Origin of the sequence: Pandoraea anhela, from assembly GCF_902459655.1 — a bacterium.
Lineage (GTDB): Bacteria > Pseudomonadota > Gammaproteobacteria > Burkholderiales > Burkholderiaceae > Pandoraea > Pandoraea anhela.
Window position 1 is genome coordinate 101,170 of sequence record NZ_CABPSB010000015.1, and the last position, 21,351, is coordinate 122,520.

Sequence of the window (21,351 nt, forward strand, 5' to 3'; positions counted from 1 at the left end):
AAAAGGATGGTCCACGGACGTGGGCCATCTTTTCAAAACTACACTTGAGCCCGCCATTATAGGCGGACTTTTATCGCTTGACAAGTGTTGCTAAATCACATAACAAAAGCCCCGCCGGGTCCAGCATTGGCGGGGCTTTCGAGAGCGAAACCGCTCGCAAGCCTTACTGCAGCTTGATTTCAACGTCGACGCCGGCCGGCAGGTCCAGCTTCATCAGCGCGTCGACGGTCTTGTCCGTCGGATCGACGATGTCCATCAGGCGCTGGTGCGTACGGATTTCGAGCTGGTCGCGCGACGTCTTGTTCACGTGCGGCGAACGCAGGATGTCGAAACGCTCGATGCGCGTCGGCAGGGGCACCGGGCCCTTGACGATTGCGCCGGTGCGCTTGGCGGTTTCGACGATTTCGGCTGCCGACTGGTCGATCAGGCGATAGTCGAAAGCCTTCAGGCGGATGCGAATCTTTTGGTTTTGCATGGAAATTCTCCAAAGAGCGTGGCAACCCTCGTTCGGGCGCCGGGTAAATCACAAAGAGCGAAAAAACCTGTCGGAAACGGGCGCCGGCGAACCGGCATCCCGTTTCGTCGAATCCTCGATTAGTCGAGGATCTTGGCAACCACGCCGGCGCCGACGGTACGGCCACCTTCGCGGATTGCGAAACGCAGACCGTCATCCATAGCGATCGGCTGGATCAGTTCGACTTCGATCGAGACGTTGTCGCCCGGCATGACCATTTCCTTGTCGGCCGGCAGCTTGATCGAGCCCGTCACGTCCGTCGTACGGAAGTAGAACTGCGGACGGTAGTTGTTGAAGAACGGGGTGTGACGACCACCTTCATCCTTCGACAGCACGTACACTTCGCCCGTGAACTTGCGGTGCGGCTTGATCGAGCCCGGCTTGGCCAGAACCTGACCACGCTGAACGTCTTCACGCTTCGTGCCGCGCAGCAGAATACCGACGTTGTCGCCAGCCTGACCCTGGTCGAGCAGCTTGCGGAACATTTCGACGCCCGTGCAGGTCGTCTTGTCGATCTTCGGCTTGTCGCCGTCCATGGCGATACCGACGATTTCGATTTCTTCGCCGACCTTGATCACGCCCGATTCAACGCGACCCGTCACCACCGTACCGCGGCCCGAGATCGAGAACACGTCTTCGACCGGCATCAGGAACGGCTTGTCGATGGCGCGCTCCGGCGTCGGGATGTACGTGTCGAGGGCTTCAGCCAGGGCCATGATGGCCACTTCGCCGAGTTCGCCCTTGTCGCCTTCCAGCGCCAGCTTGGCCGAACCCTTGACGATCGGCAGATCGTCGCCCGGGAAGTCGTACTTCGACAGGAGTTCGCGAACTTCCATTTCGACCAGCTCGAGCAGCTCGGCGTCATCGACCATGTCGCACTTGTTCAGGAACACGATGATGTACGGCACACCGACCTGACGCGCCAGCAGGATGTGCTCACGCGTTTGCGGCATCGGGCCGTCGGCTGCCGAGCAAACCAGAATCGCGCCGTCCATCTGGGCAGCACCGGTAATCATGTTCTTGACGTAGTCGGCGTGGCCCGGGCAGTCAACGTGTGCGTAGTGGCGGTTTGCCGTTTCGTACTCGATGTGCGCGGTGTTGATGGTAATACCGCGTGCCTTTTCTTCCGGCGCTGCGTCGATTTCGTCGTACTTCTTCGCTTCGCCGCCGAACTTCGACGACAGAACCGTTGCGATAGCAGCCGTCAGGGTGGTCTTGCCATGGTCAACGTGACCGATGGTGCCGACGTTCACGTGCGGCTTGGTCCGCTCGAATTTTTCCTTTGCCATTTCCGAATCCTCAGATACTGAATAGACGATTAAACAGTGAGTTAGGCGCCGCACCGAACGATGCGGCACCTTTCAAATCAATTACTTGCTCTTGCTGCTGATGATGGCTTCGCTCACGTTCTTCGGAGCTTCAGCGTAGTGCTTGAACTCCATCGAGTACGTGGCGCGACCTTGCGTCAGCGAACGCAGCGACGTCGAGTAGCCGAACATTTCCGACAGCGGAACTTCAGCGCGCACGATCTTGCCGCCGCCGACCATGTCGTCCATGCCCTGCACGATACCGCGACGGCTCGACAAGTCGCCCATCACGTTACCCATGTAGTCTTCCGGCGTTTCCACTTCCACGGCCATCATCGGCTCGAGAATGACCGGGCTTGCGCGGCGCATGGCTTCCTTGAAAGCCATCGAACCGGCCATGCGGAACGCGTTTTCGTTCGAGTCCACATCGTGGTACGAACCGAACGTCAGGTGAACCGTGACGTCGACCACCGGGAAGCCGGCGAGAACACCGCTCTTGAGGGTGTCTTGAATACCCTTGTCGACGGCCGGGATGAATTCACGCGGAATCACACCACCCTTGATCTCGTCCAGGAACTTGTAGCCAGCGCCCTGCTCGCTCGGCTCAAGCGTAATGACAGCGTGACCGAACTGGCCGCGACCGCCCGACTGCTTGACGAACTTGCCTTCGACGTCCGCTGCCGACTTGCGAATGGTTTCGCGGTAGGCAACCTGCGGTGCGCCGATGTTGGCTTCCACGCCGAATTCGCGCTTCATACGGTCCACCAGAATTTCGAGGTGGAGCTCGCCCATACCCGAAATGATGGTCTGACCCGATTCTTCATCGGTATGCACGCGGAACGACGGATCTTCCTGCGCCAGGCGGTTCAGGGCGAGGCCCATCTTTTCCTGGTCGGCCTTGGTCTTCGGCTCGACAGCCTGCGAAATCACCGGCTCCGGGAACACCATGCGCTCGAGCACGATCGGTGCCGACGGATCGCACAGCGTGTCGCCCGTGGTGGCGTCCTTCAGACCGACGGCAGCGGCGATGTCACCAGCGCGCACTTCCTCGATTTCTTCACGCTGGTTCGCGTGCATCTGCACGATACGGCCCAGGCGTTCCTTCTTGCCCTTGACCGAGTTCAGCAGCGTGTCGCCCTTGTTCACGACGCCCGAATAGACGCGGAAGAAGATCAGCTGACCGACGAACGGGTCCGTCATGATCTTGAACGCCAGCGACGAGAACTTCTCGTCGTCCGAAGCCTTACGCTCGGCCGGCTGTTCCTTCTCGTCCGTACCCTTGACCGGCGGAATGTCGACCGGCGACGGCAGGAAGTCGATCACGGCGTCCAGCATACGCTGCACACCCTTGTTCTTGAACGCGGTACCGCACAGCATCGGCTGGATTTCGCAAGCGATGGTACGCAGGCGAATGCCTTCGATGATGTCAGCCTCGGAGAGGTCGCCCTCTTCCAGGTACTTGTTCATCATCTCTTCGCTCGACTCGGCAGCGGCCTCGACCATGCCTTCGCGCCACTTCTTGGCTTCTTCTTGCAGCTCGGCCGGAATGTCGACGTAGTCGAACTTCATGCCTTGCGAAGCTTCGTCCCAAATGATCGCCTTCATCTTGATGAGGTCGACCACGCCCTTGAAGTTTTCTTCGGCGCCGATCGGCACCACCACCGGCACCGGGTTTGCCTTCAGGCGAGTCTTCAGCTGGTCGTAGACCTTGAAGAAGTTCGCGCCGGTACGGTCCATCTTGTTGACGAACGCCAGACGCGGCACGCCGTACTTGTTGGCCTGACGCCAAACGGTTTCCGACTGGGGCTGCACGCCACCCACGGCGCAATACACCATGCAGGCGCCATCGAGAACACGCATCGAGCGCTCGACTTCAATCGTGAAGTCGACGTGACCCGGGGTATCGATGATGTTGATGCGGTGCTTTTGATAGTTGTTCGCCATGCCGGACCAGAAGCAGGTCGTGGCAGCCGACGTAATCGTAATGCCACGCTCTTGTTCCTGCTCCATCCAGTCCATCGTCGCCGCGCCATCGTGCACTTCACCGATTTTGTGGTTCACACCGGTGTAGAACAAAATGCGCTCGGTCGTCGTGGTTTTACCTGCGTCGATGTGAGCGCTAATACCGATGTTGCGGTAGCGCTCGATAGGGGTTGTACGAGCCACTTTAAGCCTCTTTCAATGTAGCCGCCATTTTTGAGGGGGCTACTAACACAAACGGGCGAGGCGCAATTTCTCATGCGCACCCGCCCCGGTTTCTGCTCTAGGTACTGCTTGCCAGCGTCAGAAGCGGAAGTGCGAGAATGCCTTGTTGGCTTCGGCCATGCGGTGAACTTCGTCACGCTTCTTCATGGCGCCGCCACGGCCTTCCGAGGCTTCGATCAGCTCGCCTGCGAGGCGCAGGGCCATCGACTTCTCGCTACGCTTTTTCGCGGCCTCACGCAACCAACGCATCGCCAATGCCATACGACGCGACGGACGCACTTCGACCGGAACCTGATAGTTTGCACCGCCAACACGGCGGCTCTTGACTTCCACCACCGGCTTCACGTTACCGAGAGCGGTGTTGAAGACTTCCAGCGGATCCTTGCCCGCCTTGGTTTGGATCTGCTCGAAAGCACCATAAACGATGCGCTCTGCCACCGACTTCTTGCCGGCAAGCATGAGCACGTTCATGAATTTAGCGACATCAACGTTGCCGAACTTCGGATCGGGCAACACTTCGCGCTTGGGGACTTCGCGACGACGCGGCATGATTTCTTCCTTAATAAATTCAGTCGGAGCCTGGCTCCAGGCCACCTACTAGCCGATTTTCGGCCGAGTGACCACTTACTCAGTGACGATGTACCACCATCACCGAACGTATATCCGCTAAGCCGCTTAGGCCTTCGGACGCTTCGCGCCGTACTTCGAACGGGCTTGCTTACGGTCCTTGACGCCTTGCGTGTCGAGGCTACCGCGCACCATGTGGTAACGCACACCCGGCAAGTCCTTCACACGACCGCCGCGAATCAGCACGACCGAGTGTTCCTGCAGGTTGTGGCCTTCACCGCCGATGTACGAAATGACTTCGAAACCGTTCGTCAGGCGCACCTTGGCAACCTTACGCAGAGCGGAGTTCGGCTTCTTCGGCGTCGTGGTGTACACACGGGTGCACACGCCGCGACGCTGCGGGCAGTCCTGCAGTGCCGGGCTCTTGCTCTTGATTTGAGCAGAGGTGCGCGGCTTGCGGACCAATTGGTTAATCGTTGGCATTGTGATTTCCTAAACGTGTCAAAAGCATGAAAGCCAAGGCGGGCCGACATGCGACTTTACTGCGTACTCTCCAGCAGACCTTGCGGATTCTCCGCATCTAAACGCTTGATGCATAAGCATTTTGCATTAGGCACGGGCATACCGCCGGAAAAACCGGAGCCTGCGACTATACCTGCACCCTACGCAAGTGTCAACGTGGTTGCGCGCAAATTTCCCGCGTAAGTCGTTGATTGTTAACGTCTGAACATCGATTCAGGCACCCGCCCAAGATGCGGCGCCCCCCTCAAATTCAAGACTTGCGACGCATATGTATGCAAACTACACTGCATACACCGTGTTTTTTCACTCAGATATCCATACATAATCCCGACATCGCTATGGAAATGTCCCACGACACGCTGCGCGCCACGTTCTGGAAACCCGCTCTGACCGTGGGCAAGGGCCCGCGATATCTGCGTTTGGCCAGCTTTATCGAGCAATCCGTCTCCGACGGTCGTCTGCGTCCCGGCGACCGGCTGCCTGCGCAACGCGAACTCGCCTCGTGGCTGGGCATCGATTTCACGACGGTCACGCGGGCTTACAACCGGGCGCGCGATCGCCATGCCATCGAGGGCCGCGGCCCGCTCGGCACCTTCGTGAGCACGCCGCGCGTGGCGCTCGATCAGGTGCTGGATCTGGGGATGAATATTCCGCCCGCGCCGGCAGGCCTGTTTCTCGGCGAATTGCTGCAAAAGGGAGTCGACGAGGTGCTGCGGCACACCGACGCCTCGATGCTCATGGCATACCAGTTGGGTGACGGCGGTGTTGCGGACCGTCAGGCCGGTGCGCTCTGGCTCGCCCCGATGCTCGGTCAGCTCGATCCGGCGGAGGTGCTCGTCTGCCCCGGCGCGCAAGCCACGCTCGCCGCGCTGCTGCTGATGGACTCGGCCCGCGACGAGACTATCCTGTGCGAACCGATCATCTACCCTGGGGTGCGCAGCGCGACGCGCTCGCTCGGTCGTCAGCTGGCGAGCGTCGACGTGGACGACGACGGCATGCTGCCCGACGCGCTGGCGGCTGCGGCCCGCCAGCACGGCGCACGCCTCGTCTACCTGAATCCAACACTCCAGAATCCGACGACCCGCACCATGCCGGAGCGCCGCCGCCGCGAGCTGATCGCGGTCGCCGACACGCTCGACCTGACGTTGATCGAAGACGATCCGTACTGGCGCCTCACGCCGGACGCCCCCCCGCCGCTCGCGCGACTGGCCCCGCATCGCGTGCACTATATCTCCACGCTCTCGAAGTGCCTCACGCCGGGTTTGCGCACCGCCTATGTCCGGCTGGCGGACGGGCGTCAGCGCGACGTCTTCCTGAGCACGCTTCACTCCTTCGCGCTGATGGCGCCTCCGTTGATGGCGGGGCTGGCGACACAATGGATCCACGACGGCACGGCGGACCGCATCATGGACGGCGTCAAGCGAGCCGCCGCGCAACGTCAGGCCATCGCGGCCGACATTCTGGGCGACGGTCAAACGACACCGGTGCCGGGCATCCACCTGTGGCACGCACTGCCTTCGCCCTGGACGGCCCGCGAACTGACGATCGCCGCCCGCGCCGAAGGGCTGGCCGTCACGCCTGCGGATGCGTTCTGCCTGACGCCCGACGCCCCCAACGCCATCCGCGTTTCGCTCGGCGGCGTGCGCGATCCGGAGCGCCTCGCCAGCGCGCTCAAGCGCCTGCGGTCGTTGTTGCGCGAAGCGCCGCCGAGTCTGCGCGCCGCCATCGTCTGACAGGATCCGGTCGCCTCCGGCGGCGCCGGACAACGTGCGCTAATGTGCGCCAACGTCCCGCCACCTCCAACCACGTCCGCCGGCAGGGCGGCATGATCGTCGTCACCGCGATCGTCGGCACTGCCAGACGTCGGGATTGCAAACGCACGCGTCCCGACGCGACAACCCGAATCCGCGCAGCGGCAATACTCCGGCCAGGACGGGAACGGTCCCGTGACCTCAACCGGAGTTACCACGATGCTCTATGCTTTCGGCGAATGGGTGACAGGCGCACTCGCCCTGACCCACGGATGGAACGGATTGTCGTCTCAGCAGACTCACGTCCATGAGTTGCCCGCGACGCTCACGCGGGCAACCGCCGCGCCGATCCCCTTCAGTACAAGCCCCGCAGCGCTGTCCGGTCCGATGCAATCGGCCACGCCGGCCACCTCGTCCGTCGACGCTGCGCACACGCCCATCACGCGCGCCCGGGTGTTCGCAGAGCGGCTGACCGACGTGCGACCGGTGTGTGTGGTGGGTCGTCACGACGACCGCGAGAATTGCCTGCTCGATCTTCCGCCCGGGGTACACCTCGACGTCAGCGCGAGCCACATCATGCTGGCGGGCTGCGAGGCGTCGCTCCCCATCGATTTGCGCATGTCTCTCGAGGAGGAAGGACGCAGCGCCCGCGCGCTGGACCGCGCCTTCGCGAACGCGCGCGCCGCCGAGTCCCGGGGACCGTACGCCATTCCGACGCTGGAGCGTCGTCTGACCAAACGCTTCAACCAGATGGCCCCCGGCATGCTCCGCTTGCTGAACCACACCGACGCGTACATCGAAGTCCCGCAACTCACCTTTCTGCGGACCATCACCACCCCACAGGAAGCCCGTCGACACGGCATCCAGGTCCCGTTCACCGACCGGGTGCTTCACATTCCCTCGGGCGAGCCGAGCGTGCACGACGCCATGCTCGGCGCCTACGTCCGGATTCCGCTCGACGGCGAGACGCACACGTTGCTCGTGTCGCCGATGTCCCCGCTCACGATCGAGTGGATCCGGCAGACGCCGAGTGCGCACGTTCGCGAGCAGCGGCACCTGATGTTCGGCGACATCCCTGCGCATTTGCAGACGACGAATCTGAAAATGCGCCGCCTCGCGCACGACGGCGACATTGCACGCGCGCTCGCCGAACATTTGCACGACGGGCACCGGCGCTATGGCGAATTCGCGTATGGCGCGTCTCGCGAGGCGCTCGCCCCGACGTCGCACGCGCACGTCCGGCAGCCAATTTGCCCGTCGCCCGCGCCGACGGCTGCGCAATCACCGGCACCGCAGAGCACGGCGGCGAACGATGCCGATACGGCGGCGTCCGCAGCGCAAAACGCGCCCGCCGCCCCCGATGCGCCGCGCCGCCGTCGGCTGTCGCGTCAGCACAAGCTTTCGGTGGAAGCGTTGGCGCAGGCGATTGCCGAACTCGAGAGGCTCGACAAGCAGTACAAGTCGCAGGCGCGCCCGCGTTTCGGGAGATAACGGCCCTCGACTCCGCCGGCCATGGCGCACCGCGCGGCAAGCCCCCTCCCGCGCAGCGCACGCCGGACGTCAAGCTATCAAATCCCGCAGGCATTTCTGTCGCCTCGCGCGTAGCCACTGTCACTCGCCACGTTTTACTTACCGCGACGAATTCGTACACTCCCACATTTCGGCGGCCGCGTTTGCGCCGCCCGCGCTGACACGAGTCCCGACAAAAGTCCCCATTCGCCATGCAGGCAAGTTTTGAGAAAGACAGTATTCTGGTGCTCGACGTCGACGGCACGCTGACCGATTCGATTCGCATCCATCAACGCGCCTTGCTCGGCGCCATGGAATCGCTGGCGTTTGAAGATCTGAACACCGACTGGGGCAGCTACCCCCATCACACGGACACCGGCATCCTGATTCACGCGCATGCGGAGAACGGGCGTGCGCTGCCGCAACCGCACGACCTCGCCCGCTTCGAGCACGAGATCGACGAGCGCTTCACCGCCCTGCTCAATGCGCACGGTCTGGCCGAGATCCCCGGCGCACGTGCCTTCGTCGAAGCGGCGCATCGCTCGCGCTGGGGCGTGGTGTTCGCCACCGGCGGCATCCGGCAGGTCAGCCACCGCAAGCTGCGCTCGGTCGCGATCGATTACACGGACGCGATGCTCATTACGGCGTCCGAATACAGTTCGCGCGAGCAACTCGTGAGCGAGGCGATCAAGCGCGCGCAGGCCGGATACGGCATCTCGCGCCCGCGTGCCGTCGTGTCCATCGGCGACGGCATGTGGGACCTGAAGGTCGCCCGCCAGTTGGGCATCGATTTCATCGGCATCGGCTCGAAGCGCCAGCGCTCGCCGCTACTCAACGAAGGCGTGCCGGTCTACGACGACATGTGGGACGCCATGCACTGGCTCAATCCGGGCCGCGGGCGCGCGTCAGGTACTCGCTTGGCGTCACGCCCATAAACCGGCGGAACATGGTGGAAAACGCGCTCGGCGTGTCGTAGCCGACTTCGAGCGCGACTTGTGTGATGGGGCACCCGGCGCCCAGCAGCGGCAGCGCGCCCAGCAATCGCATCTGCTGACGCCAATCTCTGAACGGCAATCCGAACTCCGTCATGAAGCGCCGCTCGAGCGTGCGGCTCGACGCCCCCACCTCGACCGCCCAGTCCTGAAGGCTGCGGGTGTCGGCGGGCATCGTCAGATAGGTGTCGAATATCTTGCGCAGACGCACGTCGCGCGGCACCTGCAAGTGCAGTGGCGAATCGCTTTTCCACTCGACTTCCTGGAGCAGCAACGCGACGACCAGCGCATCCTTGCCATGCGGCGACCAGTCCGGCGGAAGCGTCATTGCCCGCAAAATCAGCTCGCGCAGCAGCGCGGAGACACGGATGACCACGGGGGTGTCGGGTGCCGACATACCGCAACGTACGACGTCGATGTATACCGTGCGCATCTCCACCTTGCCGCGCATTCGCACTTCATGCGTGATTTCCGCGGGAATCCACAGCGCGCGCTGCGGCGGAATCACCCAAAACGACGTATCCGTGCGAACTTCGAGAATGCCCGCGCTGGCATACATCAACTGCGCGCGCCGATGGCTGTGCGGACGCACCACGTGACCATCCGGATAATCCTTCGCCAACACAGCGACTGGGCGGTCGTGAGCCTGAAACTCCAGAGGAGTCGCACTGGTGATCGGCATTGGGACCCGGCCTCGAAAGGGCAAAAAGCGGAGATTGGGACGTACTTTTCGGTGTCATCAGCGTAACACCGCGCCCTCGCGCATACCAACCCGAATCCCTTACCGGGTCATTGCAAGCCGCGCACCGCTCAGAACGGTTTGACGATGACAAGCGCGACGATCGCGACCATCGACATCAGTGTGGCGGGCGCGGCGTACCGAAACCATGCCGGAGGAGGTCGACTCCCATCGCGCTCGAGACGCCGCAACGTAGCCGACAGGCGTCCGTGCAATGCAGAAATGACGAGCACGAAAACCAGCTTCGCCATCAACCATGGGGCGTGCCACGCGTTCGCCATGACGGCGAGCACCGGGCCGGTGATCCACACCACGGCCAGCGCAGGCGACGCCAGTGCGTAATCTGCCCGGCGCACAGCACGACGCCACTCGGGCTGTGCCAGACGCCCGCCCACCGCCATCGTCACCAGTCCGGCGACGAACGTGATCACCGCCATCAGATGAACCGCCTTGACCCACAGATAGAGCATCGGTCGTCTCCTTCGGGTTTCGCGCAATTATTTCCTTCTAAGCAATAGTGGCTTGTAATAAGTCGCCTTTATCGCAAAGCGTCGCATTAATACACTTCAACTGTCGACGATGAATTGAACATCGCCCCCTTCAAAAGACAGGAGAATCATCATGAAGCGCACCCTTATTACCTCGGCTTTGGTTTCCGCGATGCTGGCTGTGTCGGCCGGTTCGGCTTTCGCCAGCGACGCCTTCGACGGTCCCTCGGAATTCTCGTGGGTTCCCCAAACCAGCGCCCTGAGCCGTGCTCAGGTGCGTGAGGAACTGGTTCAGGCGCAACACGCCGGTCTCGTGGTGCAACACGACACCGTGTACCCGAAGGCAGCCCCGAGCGCACAACCGGCCACGGCCAGCGCCCCGGTCTCGATCGGTTCGGTGGGTGGCCTGCAACGCGCCGGCACGACCTACTTCGGTTCGTAATGTAACTCGCCGCGCCGCGCACCTCCTTTGACGAGAGGTGCGTGGCGCGGCGCGCGTTCTGCGCATAACGACGCACCGGGGTCCCGGTGCACCAGTGTGATCTCCGGTCTTCTTCGACCTAAGACTCCTGTCGCTGTGCGTAGCGGTTCGACGCACAGGACTTTGCCCGTCGCTTCGGCGACGGGCTTTTTTAGCCGGATAGACTCCGAAGGCCCCGAACGGCGTCATTTACCGACGTTCGTCACAAAGCCACCGCCCCGATCCGGTACAAAAACGAAGAAGCCCGCCAAAAGCGGGCTTCTTCGTTATGCGCCGCCCGAAGCGACGCGTCTGCATGGGGTTGCGACGACCGATTACTTTGCGAACGACTTCGCGAGGAATTCGAGCGCGCGACCGTGGGCCAGCGCGGCCGACGGCTGATCGTACGACGCGCGCGCCCAGCAGTTGAACCCGTGGTCGGCGTTCGGATACACGAACACTTCGGTGTTCGGACGCGATTTCACCGCATCGCTCACCTGCGTGACGATATCCGGCGTGATGTGCGAATCGAGCGCCCCGTAGTGGAACTGCGTCGGCACGTTCAGATTGGCCGCTTCGTTCAGATAATTGTGAATACCGCCGCCGTAGTAAGGCACGGCGGCGTCGACATGACCGCGCGCGGCGCTCAGGTACGACAGCAGGCCGCCGAAGCAATAGCCGATGGCGGCGACCTTGGCCCCGGCGTCGAGTTTGCCGCGCAACGCCTTCACCGTCGCCTCGACGTCCTTCACGGCCTTCTCGACGTCCACCGCCTTGCGCAGTTCCAACGCGCGGCCCCAGTCGTCGCCCGCGTACCCGAGTTCCACCCGCGGGGCCGAGCGCCAGAAAATGTCAGGCGCCAGCACCACGTAACCGTCCATCGCATACTGATCCGCCACGCCGCGAATGTGTTCGTTCACGCCGAAAATTTCCTGCACCAGCACTACGCCCTGGGCATTCGTCGTGTTACCTGTCGGCGGCAATGCGAGATAGGCGTCGAAAGTGCCATCCACGGTTTCGACTTTGATCCATTGACTGTTCGACACGGAAGTTGCTCCATCAAAAAGGGGGGAAATGCCTGCGCCCTGACATCACGTCATGCCCTGCGGATTGGAGCGAGGACCGCCCTGCAAGGCCGGACGCAGTGAAACCGAACCAGTATAGGGATTTTTCCCTCCGCGCACAGTCGTCGAAGACGCCCGCCGGATAAGGCGCTACAGGGGCGCGACAGCGCACCGCATGGCAAACACGTCCGGATCGCCCGGGAATTCGTCGGGTGTCGCGCCTCACGTCCTTCGCATTGTTTCGACGATCGAACCCGCTTGCGATCGTTGCAGCAGAATGGATCGACGGCGACGCGGCCGTCTGCGCCCGCATCTGCAAAACCAATTTGCAAAATCAATTACGCAGCGAGCGCAGACTCCAGCAGTTTCACCACGCCGCCGAAACCGGCGACCTGCGCCGAATCGATGCCGTACAGCGCGCTGAGCGATGGCCCGGGATTGAGGAAGTCCACGCGCACGTCGTCGGCAGATGCTGCCCACACCATCACCTTCAACGGCAGTTCGAGACCGGCATGCGGATTCGCGTTCATGACCGGCGTGCCGCCCTTCGGGTTGCCGAAGAGCACCAGTCGTGTCGGGCGCAGGGACGTTCCCGCCGAGGCGGCCGCTGCGCTCTGATCGATGTCCGCGAAGATCGTCATGCCATGCTGCCTGAGCGCGTCGATCACTCGCGTGAGTGTGGCGTAGAAATCCACCGGGCTTCGCAACGACGTGACGGTAGCGGGACGCGCGAACTCGGTGCGTTGGGACGTCGGTTCGGGCTTCGGTTCAGGCATCGGGCGCGTTTGGCTTGCATCGGTTGTCATGGAGGCTCCTTGAACGCGGCGGCAGCACCGACACGAAGACGCGATGCCGCCTAAGCTGCGCCCGGATCGTGCCCGGATCGCACCCATGCACGGGTGCGGCAGTCCCGTCAGTGTACCGCTGCCTGCGACCGCTGTTGTCGCGATTCGGCCGCGCGCCCTCGACACCGCTGCCACCCCTTTTCCTCGATCCCTCCACACCTTTCACGCCTTTCACGCCTTTCGCGCCTTTCACGCCTTACAAGCCGTTACCGCCTCCCTGACGCCGATTCGTTGCGCGTTACGCTTGGCCCCGTCGTTCGATACTTCAGCGAACGCATTTGCTACGGAGTCCATATGATTAAGTTTTCCATGCGCCGTGCCGCGGGCGCACTTTCCCTGACGCTCGCGCTCACGGCCCTTGGCGCCGCAGGCATGAACGCGCGCGCCGCGACCGCCGACACGCTGCCGCCCGCGCGCGTGCAATGCGCAGTGCAAACTGCGGAGCTGCGCAGTACCGGCGAGCTGCCGCCCCCGCCGCCGGACGCCGGTCCGCACGGTCCGGGGCCGCTGGGCCCATTGAGTCCGATGATCCCCGGCGGCCCCGGTTTCGCCACCGCACGCACTGTCGAGGCAATTGCACATCTGTACCGCGTGGGGGGGCATCCGGAGAAAGTCCTGCCGTTCTACCGCGAGACGCTCACGCAGGCGCGCGATCCGATCCTGCGCCGCCATCTGCGCGAGGCCATCGCGCGCGAGACGCTTCAGCCTGCCGAGCCTGCCGATACGACGGCGGCCATCGCAACGCTGCGTGCGCAACTGAACGAGGATCTCGCGGCGTCGCCCACGTCCGACGCCCAACGTCGTTAAGCGTGATCCGGCGTCGACACCGGTCCGGATGCCGACGCCCGCCTCCCATCAGAAGAGATATTTCGCACCGACATTGACAAGCACACCGCGCATACCGGCGGTGCCGAAGCTCTTCTGATACGACACCCGGCCATACAGCGAGAAGTTGTCGGATTGTGCGCTGTTCACACCGAGCGAGAACAACATCGAATCGCCGTATTTCCCCGTCTGGAACAGGGACTCGCCGACTTGCACTCCGGTCCCGCCGACGAACGCATGGATGACATCGACTCCGAAATACGGCGTCACGCGCCCGGTGTCGATCTCGAAGGGCCGTGTCAGTCGCACCCCCAGCCGTCCCGTGACCTGATTCTGCGCACCGATGTTCACGACGAGTCCGTCGCCGTCGGTCATATTGCCGAAGGCAAGATGCTGGCCGATGAATTGCATTTGCGGTTCCAGATGCATCCCGTACGGCAGCGCCAGCGGGAACCCGCCTTCGATGGACGCCGCGTAGCTGTTGCCGCGCATCGGCGCCACTTCGCCGCGGGCGTCGGTCGTGGTGCGACCGTTGAACCAGCCGACCGACACGATACCGTCCACATACCAGCCCTTCTGACTCTGGTACGTGCCGTAGCCATAGAGACGGTAAGTGCTGGCGCGCGTGGAACTCGGCCCGTCGATGGCGTTCGGCTCGTAATGCAGCCAGCCCATCGATCCGGCGGCGCCGAAGCGCCATGTGCCGTCCTCGGTGAAGTGCTTGAGCAGGTTGCCACCGACCTGAATCGCCCCGTAGTCGGCGTTCATGTCGTAGCCGTACGTCTGAAAGCTCTGATTCGAGCGGTATTTGAAGCCACCGCCGTAACCGCGCATGAACATCTCACCGGGGCCGCGATCCCGTCCGAGTTCACGATCGTCGCGCACTTCGCCCAGACGTCGATGCAGGGAATCCATATCGACCCAGCCCGCTTGCAGGAACGCTGCCGGCGCACTCAGATAGGACGCGACCTGCGGCGCAACTTCACGACGTGCGTCGGGCGGGACCGGCGCTTCGATCTCGCCGCCGGGCGTGCCCGGCTCCTCCGGATCAACCGGGCCTTCAGGCGACACATAGGCGCTTTGCAGCCGGTAATCCCAGTACCCCGCACCGGTGCTCACGAGGTTCTGCGCAGCATCGGCCGTGCCGTGCACCGACCCCGGCCCGTAGGCGTACAACCGGTACTCGTACGGTGAGTTCGGCGCCACGACGTATCCGCCGGCGAGCCGGAAAGCGTCGAACGTGGACGCGCCCGCTACCTGCACCACCGAGATCCCTTCGTCATTGGTAATCACGCCACTGGGCGACGTCAGCCGGCCGGGACTGCCCGACGTCGGCTTGATTTGCAGCACCGTACTGCCGCTCGCCCCGCCCTGAATCAGCAGACGATCGCTGTATTGATTCGACAGCGCGCCGCCTTCGTTCAGATACGTGTTGAGCGCCACCGTGCCGCCATTGCCCACATAGTTGTTGCCGATCGTCACGTTGCGATACGACCCCTGACTGGTTGGCGCGGCGGTGAGCAACGATGTCACCGGGAAGTCGAGCAGGCTGTTCGTATTGTTCAACTCGGTGACGTTGGAGGTCGCCGTCACATGCCAGACACTGTTGTTGCTCAGATTGACGACGGATGTGCTGTTGGCATCCGTATAAATACGGCCGGTCAGCGTCGAATGGCTGGCGTCGAGATTCAGGTTCGCACCGATTCCCGAGCGCGTCGTCGCGTTGATCGCGCCACCGCCGCCGTTGAGTGCGGAATTCGCGAGATTGACGTTCGCGATCCCGCCGTACCCCCATAACGCGACGCCGCTGTCCGACGTGACGGTCGTGTCCTGCAACGTCATGTTGTACCCCCCGGCGCGCACCGGGGCGATGTGCGCCCCCGGCAGCGGTCCGGCCGCAAGGGCGACGAGGTCGCTGCCGAGGTCGGTCGGGGCGGCAGGCACCGGTGTGACGATGGCAAGCGGCGGCGGCGGATCGCTCGACGACAGCAGCGGCGTCGTCGCGGGCAAGGTCGGCAGGCCCGGCGTAGGGGCCGATACCGTCACGCCGGTGATGGTCTGTGGCGCATCGAACACGATCGCCGCAGTGCCTGCCCCCGAGGCCCGGATCGATGCGCCGGTCGCGTTGAAGAGACCGCCGTTCTGAATCCGCACCGCGTAGGCATTGGTGCCGGTCGTCGTTATCGAGGTGCCGGCGCCCGTCGCGCTGCTGCGCAATAGGTTCACCGTACCGGCGTTGGCGTAAATGCCATAGGTACTCGCCTGATCCGTCGTGATCGAGCCGCCCGCGAAATTCGTCGTGCTGCCGGTCCATCCGTAGATGCCGTGAGCTTGCGTACCATGCGTCGCGATGGCGAAGTCGGACAGGTTCACCGTTGCCGCCCCGCTCCCCGAGAGCAGACCGTACGCCGTCTGTCCTTGCGTGGTAATCGAGCCGCCGTTGAGCGTAGCTGTCGTGCTCCCGGAGATCCACATGCCGTAGGCCGACGTCCCGGACGTATTGATCGCAATCTGCGAACCGGTCACGGTCGACGTGCCGTTCACCAGCAAACCGTAGGTGGCGTTCTGCGTGGTCGACAGACGCAACCGGTTGAGGTTGCCGAAGGCCGTGCCGATGCGCACCGCGTGACTGCCCGCACCGGTGGTGCTGACCGTGACGGTGCCCGCCGTGCCGGGATCGGTATTCGTATTGAGCGTGCCTCCGGACTCGGCATTCAATCCGAGATTGCCGTTCACGCCGGTGGTGATCGTCGAATCGCCGTTGAGGGTCGCGACGGAGCCGTTATAGACCAGCACGCCGCCAGCACCCGAGACCTTCGTGCCGTTGGCCGCGATCGACGAATTCGTCAGCGTGATGTTGCTGCCGCCCCATGAGCGCACGCCCCAACTGTCCTGACCGTTGACGGTGATCGACGTGTCGCGGAGGTTGATCGTCGATGTCGCGCCGTAAGGCCGCATGCCGTCGGCCGTCGTGCCGTTCGTGACGATGGTCACGTTGGCGCCGGTCAGCAACGAATTGCCGGCAGACGATTCCGGCATGTAGACGCCTTGCACCGACGTGCCGTTTCCCGTGAGCAGCACGCCCGCGGCACTCGCCACGATGTTCACCGTGCCGTTGGCGATATAGAGGGCGTCGTTGGGGGCGCCGGCGCGAAAGTCCGACGTCACCGACACCTGTCCCGGGATGCCGAGATTCGGGTTGATCGTGACGTTGGCGCCCCGAAACACCGCGATTCCCGCACCACCGAGTTGGGGTGGGTAGGGCGGCACCGGGTGGATGGTGACACTGCCCTGAATCTCGCCCACGGGAACGACGCTGCCGTCGTAATACTGTTCGTAAGGGAGTACGGTGCCCGACGTGATGACGGGCAACGGGTAGGTCTGCGCCCGGGCTGCACCGATGGACACAAACACCAGAGCGACCGCCATCGCGAGAGGACGACGACGCGGCATACGTTCGCGCATTGCATGGGTCACTTTAACTCCTTGGGGGATGGAGACAAGCAGACACATCGGAGGCAATACTCAATAGTACGAATCAATACACGCAGACAAGCGTCGCGTCATTGGCATCTTCGTTGGCAAACACTAAACCAATCGCACGGAAAACTACAGTGTGGCGGCACCTCGAAATGCCGTCATCGCATCGCTTATCGTGAATCGGTCATTTATATTTTCGTTTCGGCGTACTTATCGTAATTTTAATTACCGAACTGTTGCTTTCTCGCTGCGACGTCGCACCGAACCGCGCGATCTCCGGCACGCCGCGCACGCTATTCCCGCGAAACCTTCATGATCGTCTCGTTCCACTGCGGCAGCCACGTCAGCAGAAATTCCGCGAAGCCTTGCGCCGCAGGCGATGCGGCGCGAGACATTGGACGATACACACAGACCTGACGAATCGTCTCCGGCGCGATCACCCGACGCATCACCAGCCCGAACGATGGCGCAAGCGCCGCCACATACCCTGGCGTCAGCGTGGCCGCCAGCCCCTGCGAGGCGATGCCGAGCGCCGTCGTCACGTTGTCTACGACATCGATGGAGGTAATGCGCGCGTCCGGGGGCGCCGACAAACGCATTTGCGCGACGCTGCGCTCGTGATCGCGCCCGGCGGCAACGAGCGGCGTGTCGCGCAGGTCGGTCCATCGCACCCGGCGACGTCGGGCGAGCGGGTGCGCCGGCGCGCACCACAACACCCACGGACTGTCGAACGCCGGGGCCCCGGTCACATGCACGCCCGTCGCGCGATTGGGGCCGATGGCGATGTCGATATCCCCGTTGGTCACGTGATCGATGAGTGCATCGACCGGCGTATCGACGACCCGCACCACCACTTTCGGACGCGACGCCGTGTACTCGCGAATCGCCGCCGGCAACGCCATGCTCGCCAGCACCAGCGGCGCGCCCACACGCACGATGCCGGCGGCGCGATTGCGCAGGTCGTCGGCCGTTTTCTCGGCGGCCTGCACGTGCCGCAGCACCGACTCCGCCGACGCCAGAAAATCGCGTCCCGCACTCGAGAGCGCAACACGCCGCGTGGTGCGGTCGAAGATGCGAAAGCCGATCACCGACTCAAGCTCGGCGACCAACTGACTTACGGCGGACGAGGTGAGTCCCAGACGATTGCCCGCTTCGGCAAAGCTGTGCAATTCGGCGATGGCGACCAGGGCTTCGAACTGGCGCAGCGTGACACGGGTCAGGGGCATGAGGTTTCGATTATCAAGTTTCGCTTACGAATGGACCAGAATCGATTGATTGTTCCGCAAAGGGGCGTCGCCCACAATCGATTTTCAAAATTCCCCAAGGCATTGTCCGACGGACCTTACCTGCTGAGTTCATCCAGCATCGAGACGGAGCGAGATCCCCCATGTTTTCCCACGTCGACGCCTATCCCGGCGATCCCATTCTCAGCCTGAACGAAGCCTTCGGCCACGACCCGCGCCAGCACAAGGTGAATCTGTCGATCGGCATCTATTTCGACGACGACGGTCGTCTGCCGGTCATGCAGGCCGTGCGCGAGGCGGAATCGGCCATGCTCGCGGACATCGGGCCCCGGCCCTATCTGCCGATGGCGGGCTCGCCGGCGTATCGGGACGCGGTGCAGGCACTCGTGTTCGGCGAGGACAGCGCCGCTCGTCGCGAACGGCGCATCGCGACCTTGCAGACCCTGGGCGGCGGCGGCGCATTGCGGGTGGGCGCCGACTTCCTCAAGCGCTACTTTCCGCACAGCACCCTCTGGATCAGCGATCCGAGCTGGGACAACCATCGGGTGGTCTTCGAGGGCGCGGGCTTCGCCGTGCAGTCTTATACGTACTACGACGACACCACGGGCGGTCTGCGCTTCGACGCCATGATGGACACCCTCGGCGCGTTGCCGCCGCACAGCATCGTGCTGCTGCACGCGTGTTGCCATAACCCGACCGGCGTCGATCTGTCTCCGGCGCAATGGCAGGCGCTGGTACCGGTGCTGCGCGAGCGCGGCCTGATCGCGTTCGTCGACATGGCCTATCAGGGCTTCGGCGACGGGCTCGATGCCGACGCCTTCGCCGTACGCGCGCTGACGGACGCCGGCGTGCCGACCGTCGTCGCCAATTCGTTCTCGAAGAACTTCTCGCTGTACGGCGAGCGCTGCGGCGCGTTGTCCGTGGTTTGTTCGACGGCGGACGAAGCGTCACGCGTGTTCGGTCAACTGACGGGCACGGTCCGGGCGAACTACAGCAATCCGCCCACGCATGGCGCACGGCTCGTCGCACAAGTGCTGACGACACCGTCGTTGCGGCGCGCATGGGAGGTCGAACTCGACAGCATGCGCACCCGCATCGCCACGATGCGCTCGCAGATTCACACGCGCCTCGCCCCCCATATGAGCGGCGAGACGCTGTCGCGTTACCTGTCGCGTTACGTCGCGCAGCGCGGCATGTTCACCTACACGGGGTTATCGGCGGCTCAGGCGGACACCTTGCGTGAGACGCACGGCGTCTACCTGCTTCGCTCCGGACGCATGTGCGTGGCCGGACTCAATACGCGCAACGTCGACACCGTGGCGCAGGCCATCGCAAGTGTGCTGACGCAGTGATCCACCGCGCAACGCACGCCGTGCACGCCCGCCACAAGCGCGCATCCAGGACGCAAGCGTGTGCCGTGGCATGACCACGGCACACGCTTGGCATAGCCGCACCTCACCTAACCTCACATCACAAAAAGCTCGTCAAAAAACAAGACAGGAGACAACATGAACACGGCCTCGGCTACGGGCGTCCACCTCGACCTTGACGCCCCCTCTCACACCTGGCGCGCGGTGATATCCGCGTCTATCGGCAACGCGCTGGAATGGTTCGATCTCGTCGTGTACGGCTTCTTCGCCGTCACGATCGCCAAGCTGTTCTTCCCCACGCACGACGACACGACATCGTTGCTGCTCACGCTCGGCACGTTCGGCGTGTCGTTCTTCATGCGGCCGCTGGGCGCCATCGTCATCGGCGTGTATGCCGATCGACGCGGACGCCGCGAAGCACTCACGCTCACCATCCTGTTGATGATGGCGGGCACGGCGATCATCGCATTCATGCCGACGTACGAGACCATCGGCGTGCTCGCGCCGATGGGCATCGTGCTCGCGCGCATGATCCAGGGCTTTTCGGCGGGCGGCGAGTTCGGCAGTGCGACCGCGTTTCTGGCCGAGCATGCCCCGCAACGACGCGGCTTCTTCGCGAGTTTTCAGGTCGCGAGTCAGGGCTTGACGACGCTCCTGGCGGCTGGCTTCGGTGCCGCGCTCACGAGCACGCTGTCGCCGGAGCAGATGCAGAGCTGGGGCTGGCGCGTGCCGTTCCTGTTCGGTTTGCTGATCGGTCCGGTGGCGTATTACATCCGTCGTCATGTCAGCGAGACGCCCGAGTTTCTGGCGGCGGCGCCGACGCAGACGCCGTTGCGCGACACGCTGGAGCATCAGAAGGTGCGTTTGCTGCTGGCCGTCGGTGCCGTGGTCGTCGCCACGGTGTCGACGTATCTCGTGTTGTACATGCCGACGTACGCGATCAGGCAGTTGGGCTTGCCGGCGTCGGTGGCGTTCGCGGCGACGGTGGCCACGGGCATCGTGCAGATGTTCCTGTCGCCGGTGGTAGGCGCGTGGTCGGATCGCGCAGGCCGCACGAAGCCGATGATGATCGCGGCAGCCTTATTGCTGGTGTCGATCTGGCCGATGTTCTGGTTACTCTCCACGTATCCGAGCTTCGGCATGATGCTCGCGTTGCAAACGCTGCTGGGCGTGCTGATGACGATCTACTTCGCGCCGCTGCCGGCATTGGCTTCGGAAATCTTTCCGGTGAAGACCCGCACGACGGGCCTGTCGCTGTCGTACAACCTGTCGGTCACGTGCTTCGGCGGTTTCGCCCCCTTCATCCTGACGTGGCTCATCAATGCGACGGGCAGCAAACTGGCCCCAAGCTTCTACATGATGGCCGCCGCCGCTGCCGGGTTGGTCGCCCTGAGTCAGGTGTACCGACACACCGGCGTACGCTGATCGAAAGCCTGAAGGGGCACCGCCGAGGTGCCCCTTCTTTTTTG

General features: G+C 63.4%; 18 protein-coding genes. 7 read left to right on the forward strand and 11 right to left on the reverse strand.

Features of this window, described 5'->3' with window-relative positions; translation table 11 throughout:
• Window positions 1-163: 163 nt before the first annotated feature.
• The 5 genes from rpsJ to rpsL form a co-directional block, all read right to left on the reverse strand.
• On the reverse strand, window positions 164-475 hold the full coding sequence (gene rpsJ, locus PAN31108_RS19050) for a 30S ribosomal protein S10 (RefSeq protein WP_010804138.1): 312 nt from the start codon (window positions 473-475) through the stop codon (window positions 164-166).
• A 119-nt stretch (window positions 476-594) separates the two neighbouring features.
• Window positions 595-1,803, reverse strand: coding sequence for an elongation factor Tu (tuf, locus tag PAN31108_RS19055; protein WP_150670355.1), 1,209 nt, complete (start codon window positions 1,801-1,803; stop codon window positions 595-597).
• An 81-nt stretch (window positions 1,804-1,884) separates the two neighbouring features.
• The gene (fusA, locus tag PAN31108_RS19060; RefSeq protein ID WP_150670356.1) at window positions 1,885-3,987 is read right to left on the reverse strand and encodes an elongation factor G; all 2,103 of its coding nucleotides are present in this window, start codon (window positions 3,985-3,987) and stop codon (window positions 1,885-1,887) included.
• A 117-nt stretch (window positions 3,988-4,104) separates the two neighbouring features.
• Window positions 4,105-4,575, reverse strand: coding sequence for a 30S ribosomal protein S7 (rpsG, locus tag PAN31108_RS19065; RefSeq protein ID WP_010804141.1), 471 nt, complete (start codon window positions 4,573-4,575; stop codon window positions 4,105-4,107).
• A 126-nt stretch (window positions 4,576-4,701) separates the two neighbouring features.
• Window positions 4,702-5,076 carry a 30S ribosomal protein S12 gene (gene rpsL, locus PAN31108_RS19070; protein ID WP_010804142.1) on the reverse strand — a complete coding sequence of 125 codons (375 nt, stop codon included), beginning with the start codon at window positions 5,074-5,076 and terminating at the stop codon, window positions 4,702-4,704.
• A gap of 377 nt (window positions 5,077-5,453) precedes the next feature.
• On the opposite strand from rpsL, the gene PAN31108_RS19075 reads away from it, so the two are divergent.
• The 3 genes from PAN31108_RS19075 to PAN31108_RS19085 all read left to right on the forward strand — a co-directional run bounded on the left by PAN31108_RS19075 (window position 5,454) and on the right by PAN31108_RS19085 (window position 9,310).
• Complete coding sequence (locus PAN31108_RS19075) at window positions 5,454-6,848, forward strand: aminotransferase-like domain-containing protein (RefSeq protein WP_306440161.1); 1,395 nt, start codon at window positions 5,454-5,456, stop codon at window positions 6,846-6,848.
• Between the two features lie 237 nt (window positions 6,849-7,085).
• Window positions 7,086-8,357 carry a hypothetical protein gene (locus PAN31108_RS19080; protein WP_150670357.1) on the forward strand — a complete coding sequence of 424 codons (1,272 nt, stop codon included), beginning with the start codon at window positions 7,086-7,088 and terminating at the stop codon, window positions 8,355-8,357.
• Between the two features lie 230 nt (window positions 8,358-8,587).
• Window positions 8,588-9,310 carry an HAD family hydrolase gene (locus tag PAN31108_RS19085; protein WP_150670358.1) on the forward strand — a complete coding sequence of 241 codons (723 nt, stop codon included), beginning with the start codon at window positions 8,588-8,590 and terminating at the stop codon, window positions 9,308-9,310.
• Here PAN31108_RS19085 and PAN31108_RS19090 read toward each other — a convergent pair.
• Both PAN31108_RS19090 and PAN31108_RS19095 read right to left on the reverse strand, forming a co-directional pair.
• Window positions 9,258-10,049 carry an AraC family transcriptional regulator gene (locus PAN31108_RS19090; RefSeq protein WP_150670359.1) on the reverse strand — a complete coding sequence of 264 codons (792 nt, stop codon included), beginning with the start codon at window positions 10,047-10,049 and terminating at the stop codon, window positions 9,258-9,260. The two genes, PAN31108_RS19085 and PAN31108_RS19090, sit on opposite strands and share 53 nt — an antisense overlap.
• A gap of 128 nt (window positions 10,050-10,177) precedes the next feature.
• On the reverse strand, window positions 10,178-10,576 hold the full coding sequence (locus PAN31108_RS19095) for a CopD family protein (protein ID WP_150670360.1): 399 nt from the start codon (window positions 10,574-10,576) through the stop codon (window positions 10,178-10,180).
• Between the two features lie 151 nt (window positions 10,577-10,727).
• Here PAN31108_RS19095 and PAN31108_RS19100 point away from each other — a divergent pair, with 151 nt between their 5' ends.
• Window positions 10,728-11,036 carry a DUF4148 domain-containing protein gene (locus tag PAN31108_RS19100; RefSeq protein WP_150670361.1) on the forward strand — a complete coding sequence of 103 codons (309 nt, stop codon included), beginning with the start codon at window positions 10,728-10,730 and terminating at the stop codon, window positions 11,034-11,036.
• Window positions 11,037-11,389: 353 nt separating this feature from the next.
• Here PAN31108_RS19100 and PAN31108_RS19105 read toward each other — a convergent pair whose 3' ends face one another.
• Window positions 11,390-12,100, reverse strand: a complete 711-nt coding sequence (locus PAN31108_RS19105) for a dienelactone hydrolase family protein (RefSeq protein ID WP_150670362.1) — start codon at window positions 12,098-12,100, stop codon at window positions 11,390-11,392.
• Window positions 12,101-12,456: 356 nt separating this feature from the next.
• Window positions 12,457-12,924, reverse strand: coding sequence for a DUF302 domain-containing protein (locus PAN31108_RS19110; RefSeq protein ID WP_246184045.1), 468 nt, complete (start codon window positions 12,922-12,924; stop codon window positions 12,457-12,459).
• Window positions 12,925-13,257: 333 nt separating this feature from the next.
• Between PAN31108_RS19110 and PAN31108_RS19115 the strand changes: the two genes are divergently transcribed.
• Entirely contained in the window at window positions 13,258-13,770 is a 513-nt protein-coding gene (locus PAN31108_RS19115) for a hypothetical protein (RefSeq protein ID WP_150670363.1), read from the forward strand.
• Between the two features lie 48 nt (window positions 13,771-13,818).
• On the opposite strand, the gene PAN31108_RS19120 is transcribed toward PAN31108_RS19115, so the two are convergent.
• Together PAN31108_RS19120 and PAN31108_RS19125 are read right to left on the reverse strand one after the other, a co-directional pair.
• Entirely contained in the window at window positions 13,819-17,265 is a 3,447-nt protein-coding gene (locus PAN31108_RS19120; RefSeq protein WP_174995052.1) for an autotransporter outer membrane beta-barrel domain-containing protein, read from the reverse strand.
• Between the two features lie 296 nt (window positions 17,266-17,561).
• A complete protein-coding gene (locus tag PAN31108_RS19125) occupies window positions 17,562-18,494 on the reverse strand; it encodes a LysR family transcriptional regulator (protein ID WP_150670365.1) in 933 nt (310 codons plus the stop codon).
• Window positions 18,495-18,655: 161 nt separating this feature from the next.
• On the opposite strand from PAN31108_RS19125, the gene PAN31108_RS19130 reads away from it, so the two are divergent.
• Window positions 18,656-19,864: an amino acid aminotransferase gene (locus PAN31108_RS19130; protein WP_150670366.1), complete on the forward strand. Its 1,209-nt coding sequence runs from the start codon at window positions 18,656-18,658 to the stop codon at window positions 19,862-19,864.
• Between the two features lie 156 nt (window positions 19,865-20,020).
• Window positions 20,021-21,307, forward strand: coding sequence for an MFS transporter (locus PAN31108_RS19135; RefSeq protein WP_150670367.1), 1,287 nt, complete (start codon window positions 20,021-20,023; stop codon window positions 21,305-21,307).
• The last annotated feature ends 44 nt before the right edge of the window (window positions 21,308-21,351 follow it).

Coding starts and splice junctions, on each gene's coding strand:
- tuf (WP_150670355.1), bottom strand. CDS start 1,803: ATGGCAAAGGAAAAATTCGAGCGGACCAAGCCGCACGTGAACGTCGGC.
- PAN31108_RS19130 (WP_150670366.1), top strand. CDS start 18,656: ATGTTTTCCCACGTCGACGCCTATCCCGGCGATCCCATTCTCAGCCTG.
- PAN31108_RS19075 (WP_306440161.1), top strand. CDS start 5,454: ATGGAAATGTCCCACGACACGCTGCGCGCCACGTTCTGGAAACCCGCT.
- PAN31108_RS19115 (WP_150670363.1), top strand. CDS start 13,258: ATGATTAAGTTTTCCATGCGCCGTGCCGCGGGCGCACTTTCCCTGACG.
- PAN31108_RS19085 (WP_150670358.1), top strand. CDS start 8,588: ATGCAGGCAAGTTTTGAGAAAGACAGTATTCTGGTGCTCGACGTCGAC.
- PAN31108_RS19110 (WP_246184045.1), bottom strand. CDS start 12,924: ATGACAACCGATGCAAGCCAAACGCGCCCGATGCCTGAACCGAAGCCC.
- PAN31108_RS19080 (WP_150670357.1), top strand. CDS start 7,086: ATGCTCTATGCTTTCGGCGAATGGGTGACAGGCGCACTCGCCCTGACC.
- rpsJ (WP_010804138.1), bottom strand. CDS start 475: ATGCAAAACCAAAAGATTCGCATCCGCCTGAAGGCTTTCGACTATCGC.
- PAN31108_RS19100 (WP_150670361.1), top strand. CDS start 10,728: ATGAAGCGCACCCTTATTACCTCGGCTTTGGTTTCCGCGATGCTGGCT.
- PAN31108_RS19090 (WP_150670359.1), bottom strand. CDS start 10,049: ATGCCGATCACCAGTGCGACTCCTCTGGAGTTTCAGGCTCACGACCGC.
- rpsG (WP_010804141.1), bottom strand. CDS start 4,575: ATGCCGCGTCGTCGCGAAGTCCCCAAGCGCGAAGTGTTGCCCGATCCG.
- PAN31108_RS19125 (WP_150670365.1), bottom strand. CDS start 18,494: ATGCCCCTGACCCGTGTCACGCTGCGCCAGTTCGAAGCCCTGGTCGCC.
- PAN31108_RS19135 (WP_150670367.1), top strand. CDS start 20,021: ATGAACACGGCCTCGGCTACGGGCGTCCACCTCGACCTTGACGCCCCC.
- rpsL (WP_010804142.1), bottom strand. CDS start 5,076: ATGCCAACGATTAACCAATTGGTCCGCAAGCCGCGCACCTCTGCTCAA.
- PAN31108_RS19095 (WP_150670360.1), bottom strand. CDS start 10,576: ATGCTCTATCTGTGGGTCAAGGCGGTTCATCTGATGGCGGTGATCACG.